Genomic DNA, 22,168 nt, shown 5'->3' on the forward strand with positions numbered 1-22,168 from the left:
ATACGGTAAACCCGGGCGGACCGATGATAACGGCATAGCGCATTGGCCGTGAGCCGATCCGCGGCCGGCCAGGCCGCAGGAGCAACAGAGCGCAAACAGGAGACCGCCTTGCTAGCCCGCCCCCGACTTCTCGCCTTCATCCTTGCCGCCGCGACGACGGCAGGCCTGCAACCCTGCGCGATGGCCCAAGAGCCAGCCGGCGGCGACAAGCTCGTGCGCCTGGTGGTCGGCTACGCCGCGGGCGGCGCCGCCGACGCGGTGGCCCGCGCCTACGCCGAACAGTTGCAGACGGCGGGCTACGCCAATGTCATCGTCGAGAACCGTCCCGGCGCATCGGGACGCCTGGGTTTCGACGTGGTGAAGCGCGCCAAGGCGGACGGGCTCACCCTGTACCTGGGCTCGTCGCCGATGTTCGTGATCTTTCCGCTGACCTACAAGAAGCTGGGATACGACCCGGACCATGACCTGCGCCCGGTGGCCCTGGTCGCCGACGTGCCCACCGGCGCCGTCACGGGCGCCGCCCAACCCTACGGCAACATGGCCGAATACGTGCAATGGGCCAAACAGGCGCGCGCCAAGGCGACCCTGGGCCTGGCGACGCAAGGCAGCCCCGGCCAGTTGGGCACGATAGAAATGGGCGGCCAGAACGGCCTGGAGGTCGTGCCCGTGCTCTACCGCGGCGCGGCGCCGATGCTGGTGGACGTGGCGGGCGGCGAAGTGTCGATGGGCTGGGACGCCGTCGCCAGCATGCTGCCGCTCTACAACGCCGGCAAGGTGAAATTCCTGGGCGTGGCTGGCAGCCGCCGCCTGCCCTCCCTGCCCGATGTGCCGACGCTGCTGGAACAGGGCTACCCGCAGTACCAGCATGCCGCCAGCTGGTATGGCGTGTACGCTCCCGCGGCCACGCCGGACGCCACGATCGCCCAACTGGAACAGGCTTTCGTCGCCGCCGGCAAACGGCCGGCGCTGGTGGAAAAACTGCAGACCGCGGGCTTCCTGGTCGACCCCCAGGACGCGCAGAGCGCCAAGCGCCGCATCGGCGTCGAGCGCGCGCACTGGGCCCCCATCGTCAAGGCCGCCGGCATTTCCTTCGACGAATAGGCGCAACGTGGCTTCGATGAGCGATTCCCTTTGCGACTTGAGCGCGGTAGAGGCCGCAAGCCTGATCCGGACCAAGGCAGTGTCCCCGGTCGAGCTGGTGCGCGCCTCGCTGGAACGGGCCGAAAGCCTGCAGCCCGTCCTGAACTGTTTCATCACGCTGTGCGCCGAAGAGGCCATGGCCGAGGCCCGGCTTGCCGAGGCCGCGCTGATGCGCGGCGATGCGCCGGGCCTTTTGCATGGCCTGCCCTACACGGTGAAGGATCTGGTCAATACCGCGGGCGTGCGGACCACCTTCGGCGCCGTGCCGTTCAGCGCGAACGTGCCGGCCGAGGACGCCGTGGCCGTGGCGCGGCTGCGCCAGCAAGGCGCCGTCCTGATCGGCAAGACCACGACGCCGGAATTCGGCTCCAAGTCCATGACGGATTCGCCGCTGTTCGGCCACACCCGCAACGCCTGGAACCTGGAACGCACCTGCGGCGGCTCCAGCGGCGGCGCCGCGGCGGCAACGGCCGCCGGCATCACGGCGCTTGCGGTGGCCAGCGATGGCGGCGGATCCACCCGCATCCCCGCGGCGTGCAACGGCGTGGTGGGATTCAAGCAAAGCCTGGGCGCGATACCGCACAGCCAGGCGCAGGACGCCATCGGCAACCAGACCTACGTGACGCCGACCACGCGCACCGTGGCCGATACCCGCCTGATGATGGCGGCCATGGCCGGCCCGCATGACTGCGATCCGTGGTCACTGGGCGTACCCAGGACCGACTACGCCGGCGCGGCGGCCAATCCCGAGATGCTGCGCGGCAAGCGCGTCCGCTATTGCGCCGCCCCGCCCGGCCGCCCCGTGGCCGCCGACGTGCGCCGCGCATTCGAAGCGGCGCTGGCGCGCCTGGCCGACCTGGGCGCGGAAGTAGAACCGTTCGACGGCGAGGGCTTCGATGTCGAGCCCATCTGGCGCGTCATCAACCACACGGTCTGGCGCACCCGCTTCCTGCCACTGATAGAACGCGAGCCCGACGCCTACAGCCCCACCTTCCGGCGGCAGATCGCCACCGCCGCGGCGTTCAGCGCCCAGCAATACCAGGAAGCCATGTTTGCCCGCACCGCGCTCTACCGCAAGGTGCAGGCGCTGTTCGGCCAGGCCGACCTGCTGGCCATGCCGACCATGTCACGCACCGCCTTGCCGCTGGGCACGGACATATTCGACACCATGGACATCGACGGCCGCTCGTACGGCGACATCCGCGCGCACTGGTATCCGTGGACCATGCTGTTCAACCTGACCGGGCACCCCGCCGTCAGCGTGCCTTGCGGTCTGGGCCAGGATGGCCTGCCGATAGGCTTGCAGCTGGTTGCCCCTTGCCACGCCGACCTGCAGCTGCTGCAGGCGGCCGAAGCCTATGAGCAAGCCGGCACTCCGCTGCCGCGGCCGCCGGCGGTAACCTGAATCACGTTCCTATCTGGTCGACAGTTCCGACCACTGCGCCAGCGGCAAGGGCGGCTGCGCATGCAGGATGCGCGCCAGCACCAGCTTCAGTTCGGCCCAACCGCCGCGCTCGGTGGGCCAGATGGACGGCGTCACCGCCTGCCAGCTGCCGTCCGCGGCGCGTTCGGCCATCTTGAAGCGGAAGGTGTAATGCCCGGCCATGCCCATGCGCAGGTCCGTCACCACCAAGGCATTGCCGATGACGTCGTAGCGCAGCCAGTCGTCCGTGAACCAGCGCAGGCGCTGGTGCAACGGCACGTCCGCCAGCGCCCGCACCACATCCAGGTTCAGAGGCTGGCGCAGCCATTCCGGCGGATCGCTGTCGAACAGGCTGCTGACCGATTCGTAATAGTGGCCGTCGGGCGTCTTGGCGATGACGCGCCACACCAGCGTGTTGAAGGGCATGGGCACGGCGCGCAGTTCGCTCAGCGCAATGCCCTGCGCCTGCATCGCCTCGCGCACGCGGTCCTCGGCGGCGATGCGCGCGGCCAGCCCGAATCCCAGGTAGGCCGTGCTGAACACCAGCGCCGCGGCCAGCAGCCGGCGCGCCGTCAGCGTCATGCCGAAGCCGATGGCGAACAACACCGCCAGCAGCAACGGCACGGTATAGACCGGGTCGATGATGAACACGGCGGCCCAGCTTTCGGGGATGAGCGCCAGCGGCCAGAACAGCTGCGTCCCGTAGACCGTGAAGGAGTCCAGCACGGGATGGGTCACCAGCACCAGCCATAAGGTCAGGAACAGCCGGCGTCCGCTGTATGGCGCCTGCGGCCAGTACTTGCGGATCAGCCAGGCCAGGAAAACCGCAAGGCCGGTCAGCACGAAGACCGAGTGCGAGAAGCCGCGGTGGTAGGTCATGAGCGACACCGGGTCCGGATAGCGCATCAGGACATCCAGATCCGGCACCGTGGCCAGCGCCGCGCCGTAGATCAACGCCCGCCGCCCCTGCACCCGCCCCAGGAGGGCGCCCTGTATGCCCGCGCCCAGTACCGCCTGCGTAACCGAATCCATAACTCTCCAACAATTAGCTTCATCCAGACGGACTATACGGTGCACCGGCAGTTCCGCAGGCGTTAACATACCTGATTGCGTTCAGCTAATTTTCAACTTCGTAAATATGGACCAATACATCGACCAGATCGCGATGTTCATCGAGGCCAACCAGGCCTGGGCGGGACCGATCACCTTTCTGCTCACGCTGGGCGAATCCATGGTGCTGCTGGGCCTGTTCATCCCGGCCACGGCCCTGATGCTGCTGACCGGCGGCCTGATCGGCGCGGGCACCCTGAATCCCTGGGCCATCATCGCCTGGGGCATCGCCGGCGCCATCGTGGGCGACGCCCTGTCCTACTGGCTGGGCCGCTGGGCCGGCCCTGGCATCCTGCGCCGCTGGCCGCTGAAGCAGCAGCGCAGCGGCGTGGCGCGCGCACGCCTGTTCTTCTACCGCTACGGCTTCGCCTCCGTGCTGATCGGCCGCTTTCTCGGCCCCATCCGCTCCACCATTCCCACCGTCGCCGGCGTGATGGGCATGGGGCACAGCCGCTTCCAGATGGCCAACGTCGCCTCGGCCATCCTCTGGATGCCGCTGATGCTGGCCCCGGGCTATATCACCGCGCGCAGCCTGGGTACGGCGGACAATGCGCAACAGATTGCCATGATGATCGGCGCGGGCCTCTCGGTACTGCTAGGATGCGGGCTGTTGATAGCCATGCTGCGCAAGCGCCGGGTCCCGGCACGCCAACGCCGCGGCAACTGAACCGGAGAGAGGGGCAATGGCCATAGATGGGGAACCCAGGAATGGCGATTTCGCGCGCTACGTCGAAAACCTGACGCGCGCCGGCGGCGCATCGCCGGGACAGGTTCCCGACAAGCGGGCGCAATCCCGCCCGGCAGCTCCGCCGCCCCCGCCCCCCGCTTCTCCGTCTGAAACGCTATCCGGCGCGCCCTGGGGCAAGGCGGCCCCGCCGCCCCTGCAATCGCGGCAAGCGCCGCCCGCGGCCCCGGGCCAGACCGATGCCGCCGAGGTATCGATGGCCCGCCAAGCCACCCAGCGCAAGATCGGCGTCATCCTGACGGTGGGCGGCATCCTGGCCGGCTGGGCCGGGGCGCGCATCATCTTCGAAGCCCTGCGCGGCCCCGGGTTCGACCTGGACGAGGCCATGCCCGCCGTCTTCCTGTTCTTCTTTGCCATGATGCTGTTCAAGGCGGCCCGCAACGCGCGCAATCCGCGCGGCAAGACGCCGCTGCCTCCGCTCAAGCGCTCTTCCTACCGCAAGGACGGCGACGCCTGATTCCGGCATCACGGCGGCGCGGCCCCCGCGGGTAATGGTGCTAACATTTCCGCCGCTGTCGAAAGACCCATGAACCACGGAGTGAAAGTGAATAACGTAGTCGGATTGAACCAGGCCCAGGCGGCCACGATGCTGAAGCTGCAGGGCCACTTGAACAGCATGATCAATCCGGACTGGGTCAACGGCGGAGCCCGCTTCCTGCGCGCCGCCTTCGTCGAATCCGCCGAAGCGCTGGAACACTACGGCTGGAAATGGTGGAAGAAGCAGACCATCGACCTGCCGCAAGTGCAGATGGAGCTGGTGGACATCCTGCACTTCTATCTGTCGCACACCATCGTCCAGTCCCGCGGCGACATCGGCGCCGCCGCCGACGCGCTGGTCGCGGACCTGTCCGGCCCGGCCTCGGTCGCGCTGGACGGCAAGACCCATGCGCTGGACCAGCTGAACGTGCCCGAACTGCTGGAGCTGATCGGCGGCCTGGCCGTGTGCGGACGCGCCAGCTTCAAGGTCCTGGAACAGACCATGACGTCCTGCGAGATGAGCTGGAACGACGCCTACACGCAATACGTGTCCAAGAACGTGCTGAACATCTTCCGCCAGCAGCATGGCTACAAGGAAGGCACCTACATCAAGATCTGGAATGGCGAGGAAGACAACGTCGTGCTGGCCCGCCTGCTGTCGCAGCTGGATCCCGCGCGCGAGGATTTCGCCGACCAGTTGCACCGCGAACTGGAGCAGGCTTATTCGCGCCTCTGAGCCGCGACGGTTCCTGCCCGCCTGAAGACGCCGCCATCCGCGGCGTTTTTTGTTTTGGAGAAAGCAAGCGCAACAAACGGAGTTTCAAAAAGGCGGTGGATTTCTACACTGGCCTCGCCTGTAATCACAGGGAGGACCGGGCATGCGCGCCGCGGCAAGCGGAGACAAGGACATGACAGCAGCAGCCGACTATGACTGGCAGAACGTGGAGCAAGCGCTCGATGCCCACGGCAACGCCGTGCTGCCCGGACTGCTGACGCCCGCGCAATGCCGCGCCCTCGCCGCCCTCTACCCGGATGAAGCGCGCTTTCGCTCGCGCATCGTCATGGCGCGGCATGGCTTCGGCCGCGGCGAGTACAAGTACTTCGCCTACCCCTTGCCGCCGCTGCTCGATCAATTGCGCCACGCGCTCTATGCCCGGCTGGCGCCGATCGCCAACCGCTGGAACCAGCGGCTGCGCGCGGATACGCAGTACCCGCCCGAACTGGACGCCTACCTGCAACGCTGCCACCGGGCGGGCCAGACGCGTCCAACGCCATTGATGCTCCAGTACGGCGAGGGCGACTACAACTGCCTGCACCAGGATCTCTATGGCGAACATGTGTTTCCGCTGCAGGTCGCCATCCTGCTGGCCGTGCCGGGCAAGGATTTCACCGGCGGCGAATTCGTCATGACCGAGCTTGCGGCCAGAAGCCAGCGCGCCGACGTCGTGACGCTGGGCCAGGGCGACGCGGTGGTGTTCACCGTCAATCAACGGCCCGCGGCGGGCGCGCGCGGGCCGCGCAAGGTCGCCATGCGGCATGGCGTGAGCCGCGTGCGCAGCGGCCGGCGCCACACCTTGGGCATCATTTTTCATGACGCGGCATGATGCCGCGCACGCTTGCGACCATCGATGAGGACCCTATGCATCACAGCGGCATGACCGCCCTCGAAACCAGCCTGGACCGCCTGGATTGGCCGGACATCGGATCGCAGCTCGACGCCGAAGGCTATGCCGTGCTGCCAGGACTGCTGGGCGCGGAACCGGCGCGCAGTCTGGCGCGGCAAGCCGACGCGCCAGACGCCCGGCGGGTGAGCCTGGCATCCGCCGGCCTGGGGCGCGGCGACCTGTATTACTTCGATGCCGGCATCCCGCCGCCGCTGGAGCAATGGCGCTCGGCGCTGTACCGTCGGCTCGTCGTACACGCCAATCGCTGGAACGAGCTTCTGGACGTGCGCGCGCGCTATCCCGATGAGCTGGAAGATTTTCTTCAGCGCAACCGCGACGCCGGCCAGACCCGGGCGCAATCGCACCTGAGCCGGCTCGGCGTCGAAGACTACATCGCGCTGCACCAGCGCAATACAGGCGGACAGGTCTTCCCCATGCAGGCGGTCGCGCTCCTGTCCGAGCCGGGAGACGGCTTCCAGGGCGGCGAGTTCGTGATGACGGAGCAGCGCCCGCGCATGCAATCGCGTCCGCTGGTGGCGCCGCTCGGTTTCGGCGACGTCGCCATCATCGCCACGGGGGAACGCCCCTTTCACGGTTCCAAGGGCTATTACCGCGTCAACCTCAAGCATGCCGTCAGCCGCGTGCGCAAAGGCACGCGCATCGGCCTTGAACTGTTTTTCCACGATGCGCCCTGATGCCAGCCCCAGCCATGCCTACATCAACCATGCTGCACGGCCTGCCTGAAACCCGGATTGCGGATACGGACTGGCAGGACGTCGAAGACGATCTGGGCCGCGATGGCTACGCCGTGCTGCCGGGACTGCTGACGCAGGCCCAGTGCGAGGAACTTGCGGCCGGCTACGGCGACGAAACGCGCTTTCGCAGCCGCATCGTGATGGAACGCTATGCGTTCGGCCGCGGCGAGTACAAATACTTCAGCTATCCGCTGCCGGATATCGTCGCAAGCTTGCGGCAGTCGCTTTATCCACGCCTGGCGCCCATCGCCAACCGCTGGCATGCGGCCATGCGCCTCGAAGCGCGCTTTCCCGCAACGCATGAAGAATTCCGGAGTATCTGCCACGCCGCCGGACAGCGCCGGCCCACGCCGCTGCTGCTGCGCTACCAGGCGGGCGACTACTGCTGCCTGCATCAGGACCTGTACGGCGACCATGTCTTTCCGTTCCAGGCCATCTTCCTGCTCAATGAGCCGGGACGCGATTTCGAAGGTGGAGAGCTGCTGCTGGCCGAAAGCAATCCCAAGCAACCCGGACGGGCCGACGTGGTGCCCTTGCGGCAAGGCGATGCCGTGGTGCTTGCCGTCAATCACAGGCCGGTGCGGTCGGCGCGCGGCTATTACCGCGCGAATCTGCGGCATGGGGTCGGCCGGCTGCGCAACGGAGAGCGGCACACGCTGGGCATCATCTTCCACGATGCCACGTAAGGCTGCGCGATCGTCAGGCCGCGCGCGCAGCCTCGATGGCCGCATCCCACACGGAAGGCGAGCCGATCTGCCGCCGCAATTGTTCGGTGAAGGCGCGGATGCGCGCATTGGCGCGCGGCATGGCGCGCAGCAGGTAGATGCCGCTTTCGGGCGGCGGGCTGGCGTCCTGCAAGGTCAGCTGCACCAGCCGGCCGGCGCCCAGGTCCGCGCCCGCGGACCAGTTGGGCATGAGCGCGATGCCCAGCCCTTCCAGCGCCGCGAACCGGCGCGCGTCGCAGTCGTCGCACTCCAGGACGAACCTGGCGTCCTGGGCCCATTGGCCGTCGCCCAGTTCGCGCCAGCCGCGCACGCTGGTGCTGTGGCGCCGGTCGATGAGGCGATGGCGCGACAGGTCCGCCAGCGTGCGCGGTACGCCATGGCGTTCCAGGTATGAGGGCGCGGCGCAGATCAGGTAGCGATGGCTGCCGATGCGTTGCCCGATCAGGCTGCTGTCTGGCTGTTGCCCCACCCGCACCACCACGTCCATGCGTTCGACCACCGGATCCACCACGCGCTCGGTCAGTTCCAGCTCCACCTGCAATTGCGGATGGCGTTCACCCAGCTGTTGCAGCATGGGCACCACGTAGCGCCGCGCGAACGCCGGCAGGCAACTGACCCGCAACAGGCCCTGCACGGTCTGCTCCAGCGAAATGACCTCGGAACGCGCCTCGGTCATGTCGTGCAGGATCTTCACGGCGCGCTCGTACAGCACCTCGCCGGCCTCGGTGGGCATCAATGCACGGGTCGAGCGCACGAACAGCGGCACCTTGAGCTCGGACTCCAGCGCGCCGATCTGCCGCGCCACGGACGAGGCCACCATGCCCCGGCGGCGCGCCACCTCGGAAAAGCTCTGGGCGCGGGCAACGTCGACGAAGATGGAGAGGCTTTCCGCGAATTTGACGGTTTTCATTTGTGCGTGTGGCGCAAAAGGCTTTGGCGTGGCACGCCAGCTTTCCTGGGAGATTTGGCAATTACGATACTGCGCATGGACGCACTTTGGCAATTTAGACAAAGATAGACGGCCGGACACAACGACGATAAGCCCAGGAGACCCGCATGCCCCCGATCAACGCCCCCCGCCGCTCGCCCCGCGCCCTGCTGGCCAGCGCCGCCCTCGCCGCAGGCGCCTGGGCTGCCGCCCTGCCCGCGCTGGCGGATTCCTATCCCAGCAAGCCGGTGACGGTGGTGGTGCCCTTTGCTGCGGGCGGCACCGTGGACCGGGTGGCGCGCCAGGTGCAGCAGGCGCTGCAGGACAAGCTGGGCCAGACGGTGGTCATCGACAACCGCGGCGGCGCCGGCGGCACCATAGGCACGGCGCTGGTGGCCAAGTCCGCGCCCGACGGCTACACGGTGGAAATGGTGTTCGATTCCTACGCCACCGAGCAACACATCTACCCCAAGCTGTCTTATGACACGGCGCGCGACCTGACGGGCGTGTCGTACATGGTGCGCTCGCCCATGGTGCTGGCCGTGACCGCCAGCGGTCCGTACCAGACGCTGGCCGACTACGTCGCGGCCGGCAAGAAGGGCAGCGTGTCCTACGCCTCGGTCGGCGCGGGCAGTTCCAACCATCTGGCGGCTGAAATGTTCCACCAGGCTGCTGGCACCAGCGGCATCCACACGCCCTACCGCGGCGGCGGCCCGGCGGTATCGGACCTGATGGGCGGACACGTGGAGTCCATCATCGCCAGCCTGCCGCTGGTGCTGCCCCACATCCAGAGCGGCAAGCTGCGTGCGCTGGCGGTGACGGCGCCCAAGCGGGTCGCGGCCCTGCCGGACGTGCCCGCCATCGCCGAGAGCTATCCGGGCTTCGAGATCTATTCCTGGGTGGGCATGGTGGCGCCCGCAAGGACGCCGGCGGCGACGCTGGACAAGCTGGCCGACGCCACCATCGCCGCGCTGCGCGACCCGGCCGTGGCCGGACGCATCACCGAATCGGGATTCGAAGTGGTGGCCGGCGGCCGCGATGACATGAACCGGCTGGTGCAGGCCGAGTCCCAGCGCTGGGGCGAGCTCATCAAGAGCCGCGGAATCGTTGCACAATGACCGACATGCAGACGGGGAACGCCATGCAATCCTTCATCTACGCCAGCCGCGCCCAGCGCGTGGTCTTCGGGCCGGGCAGCCTGGGCGGCCTGGCGGCCGAACTCGATGCGCTGGGGCTGCAGCGCGCGCTGGTGCTCTGCACGCCGCCGCAGCGCGCGCAGGCCGAACGGGTCGCGGCGCTGCTGGGCGAAGCGCGGGTTGCCGGGATCTTCGACCAGGCCGTGATGCACGTGCCGATGGAAATCGCGCGCCAGGCGCGGGAAGCGGCGCGCGAGCTGGGCGCCGATTGCGCGGTGGCCGTGGGCGGCGGCTCCACCATCGGGCTGGGCAAGGCCATCGCGCTGGACTCGGGCCTGCCGGTCATTGCCGTTCCCACGACCTATGCGGGCTCGGAGATGACGCCGATCTACGGTCTCACAGAGAGCGGCCTGAAGAAGACCGGCAAGGATGACCGGGTGCTGCCGCGCAGCGTGGTGTACGACCCAGAACTGAGCCTGTCGCTGCCGGTGTCGATGAGCGTGACCAGCGGCATCAACGCCATCGCCCATGCGGCAGAGGGTCTGTACGCGCGCGACGGCAATCCCATCATGGACCTGATGGCGCAGGAAGGCATACGCGCGCTGGCCCAGGCGCTGCCCGCCATACATGCCGGCGCCCGCGGCGCGGACCTGCTGCAGGCGCGCAGCGACGCGCTCTACGGCGCCTGGCTTTGCGGCACGGTGCTGGGCAGCGTGGGCATGGCGCTGCATCACAAGCTCTGCCATACGCTGGGCGGCAGCTTCAACCTGCCGCACGCGGAAGTCCACACCGTGGTGCTGCCGCATGCCCTGGCCTACAACGCCGCGGCCGCGCCGCGGGCCATGGAGCGCATCGCCGCAGCGCTGGGCGCGCCGGCTGCGGCGGCAGGCGTGTTCGATCTGGCCAGCACGCTGGGCGCGCCCACGGCTTTGCGCGACATCGGCATGCGCCAGGAAGACCTGGACCGCGCCTGCGACATCGCCATGCAGACGCCCTACCCCAATCCGCGTCCGCTGGAACGCGAGGCCTTGCGGGCGCTGCTGCAAAACGCCTACGAAGGCAGGCGGCCTCAATAGACAGGGTCCGGCAGGCTGCCAGCCTGCCGGTTGCGCCTAGCGTTGTCCGAAGCGCGTATCGCCAAACAGCGCCTTCTGGTCACGCGGCTGCGAACGCCAGTACTGGCGCGGCGCGCTGACCTGGCCGCCCAGTTGCGCCGCGGCGTGCCACGGCCAGCGCGGATCGTACAACATGCCGCGCGCCAGCGCGACCATGTCGGCCTGGCCGTTCTGCAGGATGTCTTCGGCCTGCTGCGCCTCGGTGATCAGGCCCACCGTGATGGTCGGCATGCCCACCTTGCGCTTGATTTCGTCGGCGAACGGCACCTGGTAGTTCGGCCCCACGGGTATCTTCTGCTGGGACGAGACGCCGCCGCTGGACACGTCTATGAATTCACAGCCGCGTTCCTTCAAGGCTTGCGCCAGGACCAAGGTCTGTTCCAGGTCCCAGCCGCCTTCGACCCAGTCGGTGGCCGACACGCGCACACCTAGCGTCACCGACGGCGGAATGGCCTCGCGCAGCGCCTGGAAGACTTCCAGCGGAAAGCGCATGCGGTTCTCGAGCGAACCGCCGTAGGCGTCGTCGCGCCGGTTGGACAGCGGCGACAGGAACTGATGCAGCAGATAGCCGTGCGCGGCGTGCAGTTCGATTGCGTCGAAGCCCAGCCGCACGGCGCGCCTGGCGCTGGCCACGAAGGCGTCGCGCACGCGGGCCAGACCCGCCGTGTCCAGCGCGTGGGGCGGCGGTTCCGACGCATTGTGCGGCACGGCCGAAGGCGCCCAGCCCTGCCAGCCGCCGGCCTCGGGCGGCACCAGTTGGCCGCCGTTCCAGGGCGCTTCGCTGGACGCCTTGCGGCCCGCGTGGCCCAGCTGTATGCCCAGCTTGATGGGCGCATAGCGGCGGATGGCTGCAACGACGCGGCCGATGGCCGCCTCGGTTTCATCGGACCACAGGCCCAGGTCTCCCGGGGTGATGCGGCCGTCGGGCTCCACGGCGGTGGCTTCCACGAACAGCAGCGCCGCGCCGGACAAGGCCAGATGCCCCAGGTGGATCATGTGCCAGTCGGTCGCCAGGCCTTCCTCAGCCGAGTACTCGCACATGGGCGCGATGACGATGCGGTTGGCCAGCTCCAGCTGGCCGATGGACGTGGGACTGAAAAGCAGGGACATGCTGGAGCCTCCGGGGCGTGGGATGCGACAGCATAGCGCCCCGACCCGCCCGGGAACCTGAATACCGCAGCCCCGGGCGGGGTCAAGGCTGGCACGCAAGCGCCGCGCTACTGCCCTTCGATCACCGAATCCAGGAACTGGCGCGTGCGCGCTTCCTTGGGCTGGCTGAACAGCACCGCCGATTCGGCGTCCTCGACGATGTTGCCCTCGTCGAAGAACAGGGTCCGGTCCGAGCTGCGTTCTGCGAACTTCATCTGGTGGGTGACGATGATCATCGTCATGCTGCGCCGGGCCGACAGGTCGCGCAGGATCTGCAGGATGCCGCCCACCAGCTCCGGGTCCAGCGCGGAGGTCACCTCGTCGAACAGCATGATGTCGGGGCACATGGCCAGCGCGCGCGCTATGCCCACGCGCTGCTTCTGCCCGCCCGACAACTGCGCGGGATAGACATCGAGCTTGTCGCCCAGCCCGACCATCTCCAGGTATTCCACGGCGCGCTCGCGCGCCTGGTCGCGCGACATGCCCAGCACGTGCACCGGGGCCTCCATGGCATTGGCCAGCGCCGTCATGTGCGGGAACAGGTTGAAGTGCTGGAACACCATGCCGATCTTGCCGCGCACCTTGCGCAGATGCTCTGAATTGAGGCCGGCGGGGCGGCCCTGCGCGTCGGTCCACATGGGCACGCCGTCGATCTCGATGTCGCCGCTGGTGGGCTGGTCCAGCGTCATCAGCACGCGCAGCAAGGTCGATTTGCCCGAGCCGGAGGGGCCGATCACTGCCACGGTCTGGCCGGCCGGTATCTCCAGGTTGATGCCGCGCAGCACCTCCAGTTCTCCGTACTGCTTGCGCAGGTTCTTGATGCTTACGCTCGCGCTCATCGCTTTCCTCCATATCGTTGCAGGCGGGCCTCCAGGCCGCGCACGCCCCAGGCCGCCACCAGGCTCAACGCCAGGAACAGCAGGCCCACCAGGGTCAGGGGCTCGGTGTAGCGGAAGGTGGCAGAGCCGATCATCTTGCTCTGCTGCAGCAGTTCCACCACGGTGATCGCCGACAGCAGCGGCGTGTCCTTGAACATGGCCACCAGGTAATTGCCCAGCGCCGGCACCACAGGCGGAATCGCCTGCGGCAGCACCACGCCCACGGCCGTTCGCCAGCGCGACATGTTCAGCGCGGTGGCGGCCTCCCATTGGCCGCGCGGCACGGCTTCGATGCCGGCGCGGTAGACCTCGGCGCAATAGGTCGCGTAGTGCAGGCCCAGCGCGGTGATGCCGGTGGCCAGCGGCGACATCCGCACGCCGGTCAGCGGCAGCACGTAGAACAAGAAGTACATCTGCACCAGCAGAGGCGTGCTGCGCACGAACTCGATCACGAAGGCGGTGGGCAGGGACACGATGCGCAGCCGCGAACGCCGCAGCAAGGCCAACACCAGGCCCAGCGTCACAGCCACCAGCATGCCCAGCAGCGTGGCCTCGATCGTGATGACCAGCGCGGAGCCCAGCGTGGGCAGGATCTCCAGGGCGAAGGACCAATCGAATACCGGCTTCATCGCACGCGCACCTTGCGTTCCAGCAGACGCACGCCGGCCGTGATCAGCAGCGCCACGGCGAAGTACATCAGCAGCATCAGGGTGAAGATCTCGGTGGTGCGCAGGGTCTCGCTGCGCAGCAGCTGGCCGCGGAAGGTCAGGTCCGTGATGGTGATGAGGGACACCAGCGCGGTGTTCTTCAACAGCTCGATCAACAGGTTGCCCGCAGGCGGCAGCATCGCCGGCACGGCCTGCGGCACCACGATGCGGCGCATGATCTGGCCGCGCGTCAGGTTCAGCGCGATGCCGGCTTCGCGCTGGCCCGGCGGCACCGCGCGGATGGCGCCGCGCACCACTTCCGCGCCATAGGCGCCGGCGTTCAGCGCCAGCACCACGATGCCCACCAGCATGGCCGGCAGTTGCACGCCGAACAGCGGCAGCACGAAGTAGAACCAGAAGAGCTGCACCAGGGCCGAAGTGCCGCGAAACACCTCGACGTAGACCGCCGCGATCCAACGCAGCGGGCGCACGGACGACAGGCGCCCGATGCCCGCAGCCAGTGCCAGCGGAACTGCCAGCACCACGGCGCCTGCCATGATCTCCAGGGTCACCGCCAGCCCCTGCAGGAGCGGCGGCGCCAGCTCGGCGAAATGCTCGGATATCAGCCGCATGCGCGCCCCCTTACTGGCCGGCGCACAGCTTGGCGGCCGTGACCCCCTTGGGCAGTTCCTCTGCTGTGAAGCCAAAAGGCGCCACGAGTTTCTGGTGTTCTTCGGTGCCGATGAACTTTCCCAGCTCAGCGTTGAAGGCGTCGGCAAAGGCCTTGTCGTCGCTGCGGAAGGCATAGGCGCCGTAGCCGCGCACGTCCTTGCCGTCGATGACGGGATCCTTGAACGGATCGGCCTTCTCCAGGCCGCTGGCCGCGCTGGTCTTGCCCATCAGGTCGTTGACCGTGAGCGCCGTGGCCGCATAGGCGTCGGCACGGCCCGCCTGCACGCCGGACAGCGCGCTGACCGCATCCGGGAACACCACCACCTGGGCAGGCGGCACCTTGATCTTGGAGGCGTACTCCGCTTCGATCGCGCCGACCACCACGCCGAGCTTGGCGTCGGGATTCTTCATCACGTCTTCATAGCTGTGCAGATTCTTGGGATTGCCTTGCTTGACCAGGAAGGACTGGCCCACCCCATAAGTGGGGTCCGAGAACGCCACCTGCTGGCAGCGTTCGGGCGTGACGTACATGCCCGCGGCGATGATGTCGAAGCGCTTGGCCTGCAGGCCCGGAATGAGCGAGCCGAACTCGGTCAGGACACCCTCCACTTCGTTGATGCCCATGCGTTTGAGCACCACCCGGGCGATCTCCACGGATTCGCCCGTGACCTTGGCTTCCTTGCTGTCCATGAAGGCGAACGGCGCTTCGTTGGCGTAGCCGATGCGTATCTTGCCGGCGGCCTTGGCGGCTTCCAGGGTGGACGCCGCGGCGGGCGCATTCGCTGCCGGAGCAGCCTTGTCGGATCCCGAGTCGGAACATGCCGCCAGCACCCCCAGGCTCAAGGCGGCCAGCATACGTCTGGATCGGATCAGGCTCATGGCAGTTTCTCCTGTATTTATTTCGAGGTATATGGATTCACTAAAAATAATACGCTATTAAATGATTTCGACACGAATCATATGCCCGAAAAAAAGCAGGCCGCAGCCTGCTTTTTGCTTCGCCGCCCTATGGGCGTCAGGACAAGTTACGAATCGTAGACTTATATGTCCCCACTTATTCCGCGTAGGAAAAACGGCCGTTCCGGACGATGCCCATGACGCGGGCGCGCTCGTCGAAACCCTGGTGGTTGTCCTTGGTGATGTTGAGCACGCCATTGGGCACGACCAGGTCGCGCGTGTTTTCCAGGGCATCCCGCAGCGCCGCGCGGAATTCCGGCGTGCCGGGCTTGGCCCCGGTCTTGAGCGCCCGCGCCACCGCCGAGTCCAGCAGCATCCAGGCGCCATAGGCGTCGCCCGCGAACTGGGTCAGCGTGTTGGCGCCGTAGCGCGCTTCGTACTTGTCGGCAAAGGCCACCGCCACCTTCTTGACCGGGTTGTCGTCGGGCAGCTCGCGCGCCACCACGCCAGGGCCGGTGGGGAACAGGGTTCCCTCCACGTCCGCGCCGCCGACCTGCAGGAATTCCAGCGTGCCTATGCCGTGCGTCTGGTAGATGGCGCCGGTGTAGCCGCGCTCCAGCAGCGTCTTCTGCGGCAAGGCAGACGGGGTGCCGGCGCCGGCGATCAGCACGGCGTCCGGCTTGGCGGCGATGACCTTCAGCACTTGTCCGACCACCGACGCGTCGGTGCGCTGGAAGCGCTCCTGCGCCACGATCTTCAGGTCGGTCCCGGCAGCGGCGGTGAACTCCTTCCACCAGCTGTCGCCGTAGGAGTCCGCGAAGCCGATGAAAGCCACGTTCTTCAGACCCTTCTTCTTCATGTCCGCGACCAGCGCGGTGGCCATCAACGAATCGTTCTGCGGCATCTTGAAGGCCCAGGCGCGCTTCGGATCGGACAGCGGCTCGACGATGACGCTGGAGGCGGCCAGCGCAATCATGGGCGTGCCGGTTTCGGCCAGCACGTCCAGGCCGGCCAGCGCGGCGGCCGTGGTGTTGGGGCCGACGATGGCGTCGACCTTGTCTTCCGAGGTCAGCTTGCGCATGTTCTTCACCGCGCGGCTGACGTCGGTACCGTCGTCCAGCACCACGTAGCGGGCCGGCTCGCCGCCCAGCGTGGCCGGCCACAAGCGGATCGCGTTATTGGTCTGGATGCCGATGGCCGCGGCCGGACCGGTGGTGGACACGTCCACGCCGATGACGATTTCAGCCTGGGCGGACAAGGCGGGGACGGCCAGCGCAATGGCGCAGGCGTAGCGGACGAGCTTGTAAGACATGACAGCAGTTCTCGGCGAGGTGTGAGCAGATGCCTGTATTTTGCCTGATGGCCGCGTGCCGCCTTGCGACGCGCATCAAGAAAGCCGGTCTGCGGTTACATAGGCTTGCCGTTGCGCGCAGACGCTTTCCGCGCCTGGCGCCCGCAGCCGCCTTATCATCGTTCATGCCATTCCAGGCAGCGCGCCCCGCCCCCAGCGGGCGGCCCGCGCCCTCCCACACCGGCCGCGCGCGCGACGGGCGCGGTCCTTCTACAGGAGTCACGCATGAAGAAAACCGCAACCGCCCACTGGTCGGGCGACCTGAAGACCGGCAAGGGCACGATCTCCACGCAGAGCGGCGCGCTCAAGGAACAGGCCTACGGCTTCAACACCCGCTTCGGCGACACCCCGGGCACCAATCCCGAGGAATTGCTGGGCGCGGCTCACGCCGGCTGCTTCACCATGGCCCTGTCCAACATCCTGTCCGAAGCAGGCATGGTCGCGCAAAGCCTGGACACCAAGGCCGAGGTCACGCTGGACAAGGTGGATGACGGCTTTGCCATCACCGCTGTCCATCTGACGGTGGAAGCCGTCATCCCCGGCGCCAGCGCCCAGGCCTTCGAGGACGCGGCCCGCAAGGCGGAAAAAGGATGCCCCGTGTCCAAGGTGCTGAACGCCAAGATCTCCATGGACGCCAAGCTCAAGTCCTGATCCCCGGTGCAGCCCATGGCCCGTCCGCGAAGGATGGCGCCATTGGGCCGCCCTATCCCCTGCTTGCCAAAAATCAATTTGACGATGCCGTCCCTCAAGAGGATGATGAGAATCATTCTCAGGAGCGAGCATGGGCCAATTCATCTACGCGATATCCGGCGGCAGGACCGCGCTGGCGCAGGACGTCCAAGTATCGGCGGGCCTGCGCCGCATCGCCGGCCCTGGCATCCTGGTGGCCGTGGGCTATATCGATCCGGGCAACTGGGCCACCGACATCGCGGGCGGCAGCGGCTTCGGCTACGGGTTGCTGCTGGTCGTCATCACCTCGGCGCTGCTGGCGCTGGGCTTCCAGATCCTGGTGTCGCGCCTGGCGCTGGCAACGGGGCAGGACCTGGCCACGCTGACGGCCCGCCACCTGTCGCCGCGCCTGGCCAAGGCCGCCTGGCTCGCGGGCGAGGCGGCGATCCTGGCGACTGCCCTGGCCGAACTCATCGGCGGCGCAATCGCCCTGCGCCTGCTCTTCGGGCTGCCGCTGATCGCGGGCGTTGCGGTGACCGGCGTCGGCACGTTTGCCGTGCTGGCGCTGACGCGCGGCAACGCCGACAAGCACGAGCGCTTCATTGCCCTGCTGCTGTCGGTGGTCGCCATGTCCTTCGTGTTCCTGCTGTTCAAGGCCAACCCGGCCTGGACGGAAGTGGCGCACGGCGTCACGCAGACCGGCCGCGCGCTGCGCGACCCGCAGGGCTTCCTGATCGCGCTGGGGATACTTGGCGCGACCCTGATGCCGCACAACCTGTACCTGCATTCCGGATCGCTCGCGCAGCGTGCGCAGCAATTGCCGCCCAGCGCCCGCGACCTGGCCATGCGCGTGGCGCGCAACGACACCGTCGTGTCGCTGGGCCTGGCCATGCTGATCAACGCCGCCATCATGATCGTCGCCGCCGCCTCGCTGTCGGGCTCGGGCATCATCGTGTCCAGCCTGGACGACGCGCATGCCGTGATCGGCCAGACCCTGGGCATCGGCGCGGCCATCGTGTTCGCCGTGGCGCTGTATGCCGCGGGCCAAAGCTCCACCATCACTGGCGTGCTGGCCGGACGCATCCTGTCCCAGGGCTTCCAGGTGGGCAGCGGCTGGTCGGACCGCCGCCGCGCGCTGGCGACGCGGCTGGTGGCGGGCGCCGCGGCGGTCGGCCTGCTGGCCTTCACCGGCGGCCAGGATCCGGACGGCCTGCTGGTGCTGAGCCAGGTCATCCTGAGCCTGGCCCTGCCCTTCGCGCTGGGGCCGCTGGTGCTGCTGGCTTGCCGCAAGAGCCTGATGGGCAAGTACGTGTTGCGCGGCGCCTGGGCCTGGGCCGCGGTTGCGGCCACGGTCGGCATCCTGCTGCTGGATGGCTATCTGGTGGCGGACATGCTGGTCTGAGCCCCAGGGATAGCCTGGAATAAAAAAACGCCAGCGATGCTGGCGTTTTTCTCGTACCCGCTATCGGGCTCAGTGGTAGGCGGAGACCACGGGGTGCTGGCGGCGGCCGGCGTCCATGTCATGCAACACCTCGCCCACGGCGCCGCCGAAGGCGGCCAGGCGCACTTTCAGGCGCAGCCAGCGCGAGCCGGAAGCGTGGCCGGACAGGCTTTCCGCGATGATCGCGTCATGGATCAGGGTACGTTCCAGCTCATCCGACATGCGGGCATTCTTCAGCGCGGTATCGCTCATGGTTCTCTCCTTGAGAAAGCGATGTGGAACAACACGAGTCCATCTTAGACCTGTGCTTGCTGCGCCGCAATAAATTTCTTAACCATTTTTTTGTGCGTTGCGCAATGGGTACAAACACCAAAAATGGTGCACATGTGCACTGCTGCCTGCACCTTTCTTGTGCTGCCCCTTCCGAAGACGCCCGTCAGGGCTGTGCGAGATGCGCCTGGATCAGCATGTCCGCCATCTGCGCGACCCGGCCGGCTGGCCCGCCTTCGCCAAATAGCTGGCTGGAGACGAAGGCCCCTTCGAACAACAGCAACAGGCCATCGCCCAGCGCGTCGGGATCGGCCGCCCCCATTTCCGCCGCCATGGCGGCCAGGCGCCGCCGCAGCTCGGCCTTGTGTTCCACCGCCACGGCGCGGGCGGGATGACCGGCCTCGGGGTATTCCACCGCCGCGTTCGTCAGTCCGCAGCCCCGGTAGCCGCTCTGCACCGCGCGCACGCCCAGGCCGGTCAGGTAGGCCAGGATCTGGGCCCGGGGATCGCCCGGATGCGCCGCGCAGGCCGCGTCGAAACGCGCCCAGAATTCAGCGTCATAGTCGCGCAGATAGGCCGCCGCAAGCTCGTCCTTGGACGAAAAGCTGCGGTACAGGCTGGGTTTGGTCACGCCCGCTTCGCTGACGATGGCGTCCACGCCCACCGCCCGGATGCCGTCCCGGTAGAACATTTCGCGCGCGGTCTTGCGGATGCGCTCGGCCGCCAGCGGCGGCTTGGATGCGGGCCGATCGGCGCTCGAGGTTTTACTGGCCATGGATGGGCTCCTTTCCGGATGACGGATCGACTAAAAATCGCTTGACGATGTTACTGACCGGTACGTACTATTCGCAAACCCCAATACGTACCGGTCAGTAACATGAGTATAGCCCACCCTCCCGTCCCTTTCCGGCGCGCCGGCCAGAAGTACGCTTTTGTCGTCGTCGCGGTGATTTTCCTGTCCCTGCTGGTATCCGCCGGCCTGCGTTCCTCGCCCAGCGTGTTGCTGGTGCCTCTGGAAGAAACCTTTGGCTGGAGCCGCAGCACCATCTCGCTGGCCGCCGCGGTCGGCATCTTCCTGTATGGCATGGTGGGACCGTTCGCGGCCGCCGCGATGGAGCGCTTTGGCTTGCGGCGCGTGCTGATCGGCGCGCTGATGCTGATGGCTGCGTCCAGCGCAGCCAGCGCCTTCATGACCCAGTCCTGGCATCTGCTGCTGACCTGGGGGGTGTTCTCGGGCCTGGGGTCCGGCGCGGTCGCCGTGGTGCTGGGCGCCACCGTCGTCAACCGCTGGTTCACCAAGCACCGCGGCGTGATGATGGGCCTGCTGACCGCCAGTTCCGCCACCGGCACGCTGGTGTTCCTGCCGGTGCTGGCCGCGCTGGCCTCGTCGGGCGACTGGACGCGCGTGGTGTGGACGGTCGCGGCTGCTGCTGCGGCGCTGGTACCGCTGGCCTGGTGGCTGGTGCCGGACCGGCCTGCCAGCGTCGGGCTGGTCCCCTATGGCAGCGATCCGCATGCCCCGCCCCCGCCCGCCGCGCCGCGCACCGGCATGCTGGCGGCCACCTTCGGCGCGCTGGCCCGGGCCTCGCGCACCCGCACGTTCTGGTTCCTGTTCGCGACCTTCTTCGTGTGCGGATTCACCACCAACGGCCTGGTCGGCACGCACCTGATCGCGCTTTGCGGCGACCACGGCATGCCCGAGGTGCAGGCCGCGGGCCTCCTGGCGTTGATGGGCATCTTCGACCTGATCGGCACCACGGCGTCCGGCTGGCTCACCGACCGCTACGACCCACGCAAGCTGCTGTTCGTCTACTACGGCCTGCGCGGACTGTCGCTGATCTACCTGCCCTATTCCGACTTCTCGTTCTACAGCCTGTCGATCTTCGCCATCTTCTTCGGCCTGGACTGGATCGCCACGGTGCCGCCCACGCTGCGCCTGACGACCGAAGCCTTCGGCGAGCGCGACGCGTCCATCGTGTTCGGCTGGATCGTCGCCGGCCACCAACTGGGCGCCGCCAGCGCCGCCTGGATGGCGGGCGCCGTGCGCGAAGCCCAGGGCAGCTATCTGATGGCCTTCGTCATCTCCGGCATGACGGGCCTGATCGCCGCCGTCATTGCGCTGATGATAGGCAGGAAGCGCGTGGTGGCGCAGCCGGCCTGAGCGCGCCAGCGGGCGGACGGCCGAGCCCTGGGCCCGCGCCGTCCGCGCCGATGACAGCTCACTTCAAGCCTTGGGCCCCGCGCCCGCGCAGGTTGTAGGTCTTCTTGCTGCCCACATGCCTGCGGATGAGCGACTCCGCAAGCTCGCCGTCGCGCTGCATCAGCGCCTGCACGAAGGCCTCGTGGTCGGCCACCGCCGCCGTCCATTCGTCGATATCGAAGTTCGACTTGTAGCGCAACGCCTGCACCTGCAGGTTCAAGCGGTCATACGAATGCGTCAGCGCCGGGTTGTGGGCCGCCCGGTTGATGGCGATATGCGTGCCCATGCTGGCCGCGAAATACGCGCGGATGTCGCGCTGTTCATACCCTTGCAGCATCTGCGCGTGCAATTGTGCGATATGCGCCAGTTCCGCGTCCGTGGCGCGTTCGGCGGCACTGCGCACCGCCAGCCCCTCCAGCACCGACAGCACATCGAAGATGTTCTCGACATCGTCGGCCGACAACTCGATCACCATCGCGCCGCGCTTGGGCTGCAGAGTCACCAGGCCGTCGGAAGCCAGCATGCGATAGGCCTCGCGCAGCGGCGTGCGTGAAATCTTCAACTGGTCGCACAGGTCCCGCTCGTTCAGCCAGGTGCCCGGCTTGAAGGTGCCGTCGATGATGAGCTGCCGCAATTTTTCCGCCACCACGGCCGGCAGCGTGGGGTGATGAATGGCCAAATCGGGGACGGACTGGTCCATAACTTCAGGGTTAGCCATGAGTTGTTGCCACTCGCTATTTCGACTATTTTTGTATCTGGTATACCAAACACCAAAG

The 22,168-nt window shown here is 67.5% G+C and carries 24 protein-coding genes; 13 read left to right on the forward strand and 11 right to left on the reverse strand.

Going from position 1 to position 22,168, the window contains the following annotated elements:
- The first annotated feature begins 108 nt into the window (after positions 1-108).
- Both AC1RHV_RS07305 and AC1RHV_RS07310 read left to right on the forward strand, forming a co-directional pair.
- Positions 109-1,101 (forward strand): Bug family tripartite tricarboxylate transporter substrate binding protein, encoded by a 993-nt coding sequence (locus AC1RHV_RS07305; protein WP_310535661.1) that lies wholly within the window; start codon positions 109-111, stop codon positions 1,099-1,101.
- A gap of 16 nt (positions 1,102-1,117) precedes the next feature.
- Complete coding sequence (locus AC1RHV_RS07310) at positions 1,118-2,545, forward strand: amidase (RefSeq protein ID WP_054456002.1); 1,428 nt, start codon at positions 1,118-1,120, stop codon at positions 2,543-2,545.
- A 9-nt stretch (positions 2,546-2,554) separates the two neighbouring features.
- On the opposite strand, the gene AC1RHV_RS07315 is transcribed toward AC1RHV_RS07310, so the two are convergent.
- Entirely contained in the window at positions 2,555-3,595 is a 1,041-nt protein-coding gene (locus AC1RHV_RS07315) for a metal-dependent hydrolase (RefSeq protein WP_492300287.1), read from the reverse strand.
- 106 nt (positions 3,596-3,701) lie between these two features.
- Here AC1RHV_RS07315 and AC1RHV_RS07320 point away from each other — a divergent pair, with 106 nt between their 5' ends.
- From AC1RHV_RS07320 to AC1RHV_RS07345, 6 genes are all read left to right on the forward strand, one after another.
- Positions 3,702-4,340: a DedA family protein gene (locus tag AC1RHV_RS07320; RefSeq protein ID WP_054455998.1), complete on the forward strand. Its 639-nt coding sequence runs from the start codon at positions 3,702-3,704 to the stop codon at positions 4,338-4,340.
- Positions 4,341-4,356: 16 nt separating this feature from the next.
- Positions 4,357-4,875 (forward strand): hypothetical protein, encoded by a 519-nt coding sequence (locus tag AC1RHV_RS07325; RefSeq protein WP_175213704.1) that lies wholly within the window; start codon positions 4,357-4,359, stop codon positions 4,873-4,875.
- Between the two features lie 69 nt (positions 4,876-4,944).
- The gene (locus tag AC1RHV_RS07330; protein WP_175162993.1) at positions 4,945-5,631 is read left to right on the forward strand and encodes a dUTPase; all 687 of its coding nucleotides are present in this window, start codon (positions 4,945-4,947) and stop codon (positions 5,629-5,631) included.
- Between the two features lie 172 nt (positions 5,632-5,803).
- Complete coding sequence (locus AC1RHV_RS07335) at positions 5,804-6,499, forward strand: 2OG-Fe(II) oxygenase (protein ID WP_175181429.1); 696 nt, start codon at positions 5,804-5,806, stop codon at positions 6,497-6,499.
- A 50-nt stretch (positions 6,500-6,549) separates the two neighbouring features.
- Positions 6,550-7,254: a 2OG-Fe(II) oxygenase gene (locus AC1RHV_RS07340; protein ID WP_119449371.1), complete on the forward strand. Its 705-nt coding sequence runs from the start codon at positions 6,550-6,552 to the stop codon at positions 7,252-7,254.
- 14 nt (positions 7,255-7,268) lie between these two features.
- Positions 7,269-8,000: a 2OG-Fe(II) oxygenase gene (locus AC1RHV_RS07345; protein ID WP_370126305.1), complete on the forward strand. Its 732-nt coding sequence runs from the start codon at positions 7,269-7,271 to the stop codon at positions 7,998-8,000.
- Between the two features lie 13 nt (positions 8,001-8,013).
- Here AC1RHV_RS07345 and AC1RHV_RS07350 read toward each other — a convergent pair whose 3' ends face one another.
- Positions 8,014-8,949, reverse strand: a complete 936-nt coding sequence (locus tag AC1RHV_RS07350; RefSeq protein WP_054455989.1) for a LysR family transcriptional regulator — start codon at positions 8,947-8,949, stop codon at positions 8,014-8,016.
- 146 nt (positions 8,950-9,095) lie between these two features.
- Between AC1RHV_RS07350 and AC1RHV_RS07355 the strand changes: the two genes are divergently transcribed.
- On the forward strand, positions 9,096-10,085 hold the full coding sequence (locus AC1RHV_RS07355) for a tripartite tricarboxylate transporter substrate binding protein (RefSeq protein WP_119449326.1): 990 nt from the start codon (positions 9,096-9,098) through the stop codon (positions 10,083-10,085).
- Positions 10,082-11,179, forward strand: a complete 1,098-nt coding sequence (locus AC1RHV_RS07360) for a maleylacetate reductase (RefSeq protein WP_492300291.1) — start codon at positions 10,082-10,084, stop codon at positions 11,177-11,179. The genes AC1RHV_RS07355 and AC1RHV_RS07360 overlap by 4 nt, the downstream gene beginning before the upstream one ends.
- A 36-nt stretch (positions 11,180-11,215) precedes the next feature.
- Here the strand turns inward: AC1RHV_RS07360 and AC1RHV_RS07365 are convergent, their stop codons facing one another.
- The 6 genes from AC1RHV_RS07365 to AC1RHV_RS07390 all read right to left on the reverse strand — a co-directional run bounded on the left by AC1RHV_RS07365 (position 11,216) and on the right by AC1RHV_RS07390 (position 16,773).
- Positions 11,216-12,328: an NADH:flavin oxidoreductase/NADH oxidase gene (locus AC1RHV_RS07365; protein ID WP_175181433.1), complete on the reverse strand. Its 1,113-nt coding sequence runs from the start codon at positions 12,326-12,328 to the stop codon at positions 11,216-11,218.
- Between the two features lie 107 nt (positions 12,329-12,435).
- Positions 12,436-13,206, reverse strand: coding sequence for an ectoine/hydroxyectoine ABC transporter ATP-binding protein EhuA (ehuA, locus tag AC1RHV_RS07370; RefSeq protein WP_054455983.1), 771 nt, complete (start codon positions 13,204-13,206; stop codon positions 12,436-12,438).
- A complete protein-coding gene (gene ehuD / locus AC1RHV_RS07375; protein WP_054455981.1) occupies positions 13,203-13,874 on the reverse strand; it encodes an ectoine/hydroxyectoine ABC transporter permease subunit EhuD in 672 nt (223 codons plus the stop codon). Before ehuD ends, ehuA begins: the two co-directional genes overlap by 4 nt.
- Complete coding sequence (gene ehuC, locus AC1RHV_RS07380) at positions 13,871-14,524, reverse strand: ectoine/hydroxyectoine ABC transporter permease subunit EhuC (RefSeq protein ID WP_054455979.1); 654 nt, start codon at positions 14,522-14,524, stop codon at positions 13,871-13,873. Before ehuC ends, ehuD begins: the two co-directional genes overlap by 4 nt.
- Positions 14,525-14,534: 10 nt before the next feature.
- Positions 14,535-15,443, reverse strand: coding sequence for an ectoine/hydroxyectoine ABC transporter substrate-binding protein EhuB (gene ehuB, locus AC1RHV_RS07385; protein WP_492300294.1), 909 nt, complete (start codon positions 15,441-15,443; stop codon positions 14,535-14,537).
- Between the two features lie 175 nt (positions 15,444-15,618).
- Positions 15,619-16,773, reverse strand: a complete 1,155-nt coding sequence (locus AC1RHV_RS07390; protein WP_119449321.1) for an ABC transporter substrate-binding protein — start codon at positions 16,771-16,773, stop codon at positions 15,619-15,621.
- A 264-nt stretch (positions 16,774-17,037) separates the two neighbouring features.
- Here AC1RHV_RS07390 and AC1RHV_RS07395 point away from each other — a divergent pair, with 264 nt between their 5' ends.
- Both AC1RHV_RS07395 and AC1RHV_RS07400 read left to right on the forward strand, forming a co-directional pair.
- Positions 17,038-17,463 carry an OsmC family protein gene (locus AC1RHV_RS07395; RefSeq protein ID WP_054455974.1) on the forward strand — a complete coding sequence of 142 codons (426 nt, stop codon included), beginning with the start codon at positions 17,038-17,040 and terminating at the stop codon, positions 17,461-17,463.
- A gap of 130 nt (positions 17,464-17,593) precedes the next feature.
- Positions 17,594-18,883, forward strand: coding sequence for an Nramp family divalent metal transporter (locus tag AC1RHV_RS07400; RefSeq protein ID WP_175162986.1), 1,290 nt, complete (start codon positions 17,594-17,596; stop codon positions 18,881-18,883).
- A gap of 69 nt (positions 18,884-18,952) precedes the next feature.
- On the opposite strand, the gene AC1RHV_RS07405 is transcribed toward AC1RHV_RS07400, so the two are convergent.
- Both AC1RHV_RS07405 and AC1RHV_RS07410 read right to left on the reverse strand, forming a co-directional pair.
- On the reverse strand, positions 18,953-19,174 hold the full coding sequence (locus AC1RHV_RS07405; RefSeq protein WP_054455972.1) for a hypothetical protein: 222 nt from the start codon (positions 19,172-19,174) through the stop codon (positions 18,953-18,955).
- Positions 19,175-19,358: 184 nt separating this feature from the next.
- The gene (locus AC1RHV_RS07410; protein WP_054455971.1) at positions 19,359-19,967 is read right to left on the reverse strand and encodes a TetR/AcrR family transcriptional regulator; all 609 of its coding nucleotides are present in this window, start codon (positions 19,965-19,967) and stop codon (positions 19,359-19,361) included.
- A gap of 102 nt (positions 19,968-20,069) precedes the next feature.
- Here AC1RHV_RS07410 and AC1RHV_RS07415 point away from each other — a divergent pair, with 102 nt between their 5' ends.
- Positions 20,070-21,353 (forward strand): MFS transporter, encoded by a 1,284-nt coding sequence (locus AC1RHV_RS07415; RefSeq protein ID WP_192328571.1) that lies wholly within the window; start codon positions 20,070-20,072, stop codon positions 21,351-21,353.
- 58 nt (positions 21,354-21,411) lie between these two features.
- On the opposite strand, the gene AC1RHV_RS07420 is transcribed toward AC1RHV_RS07415, so the two are convergent.
- A complete protein-coding gene (locus AC1RHV_RS07420; protein ID WP_225588757.1) occupies positions 21,412-22,110 on the reverse strand; it encodes a GntR family transcriptional regulator in 699 nt (232 codons plus the stop codon).
- Positions 22,111-22,168: the final 58 nt, after the last annotated feature.

The organism is Achromobacter sp. GW823-FHT04E03, assembly GCF_058796095.1.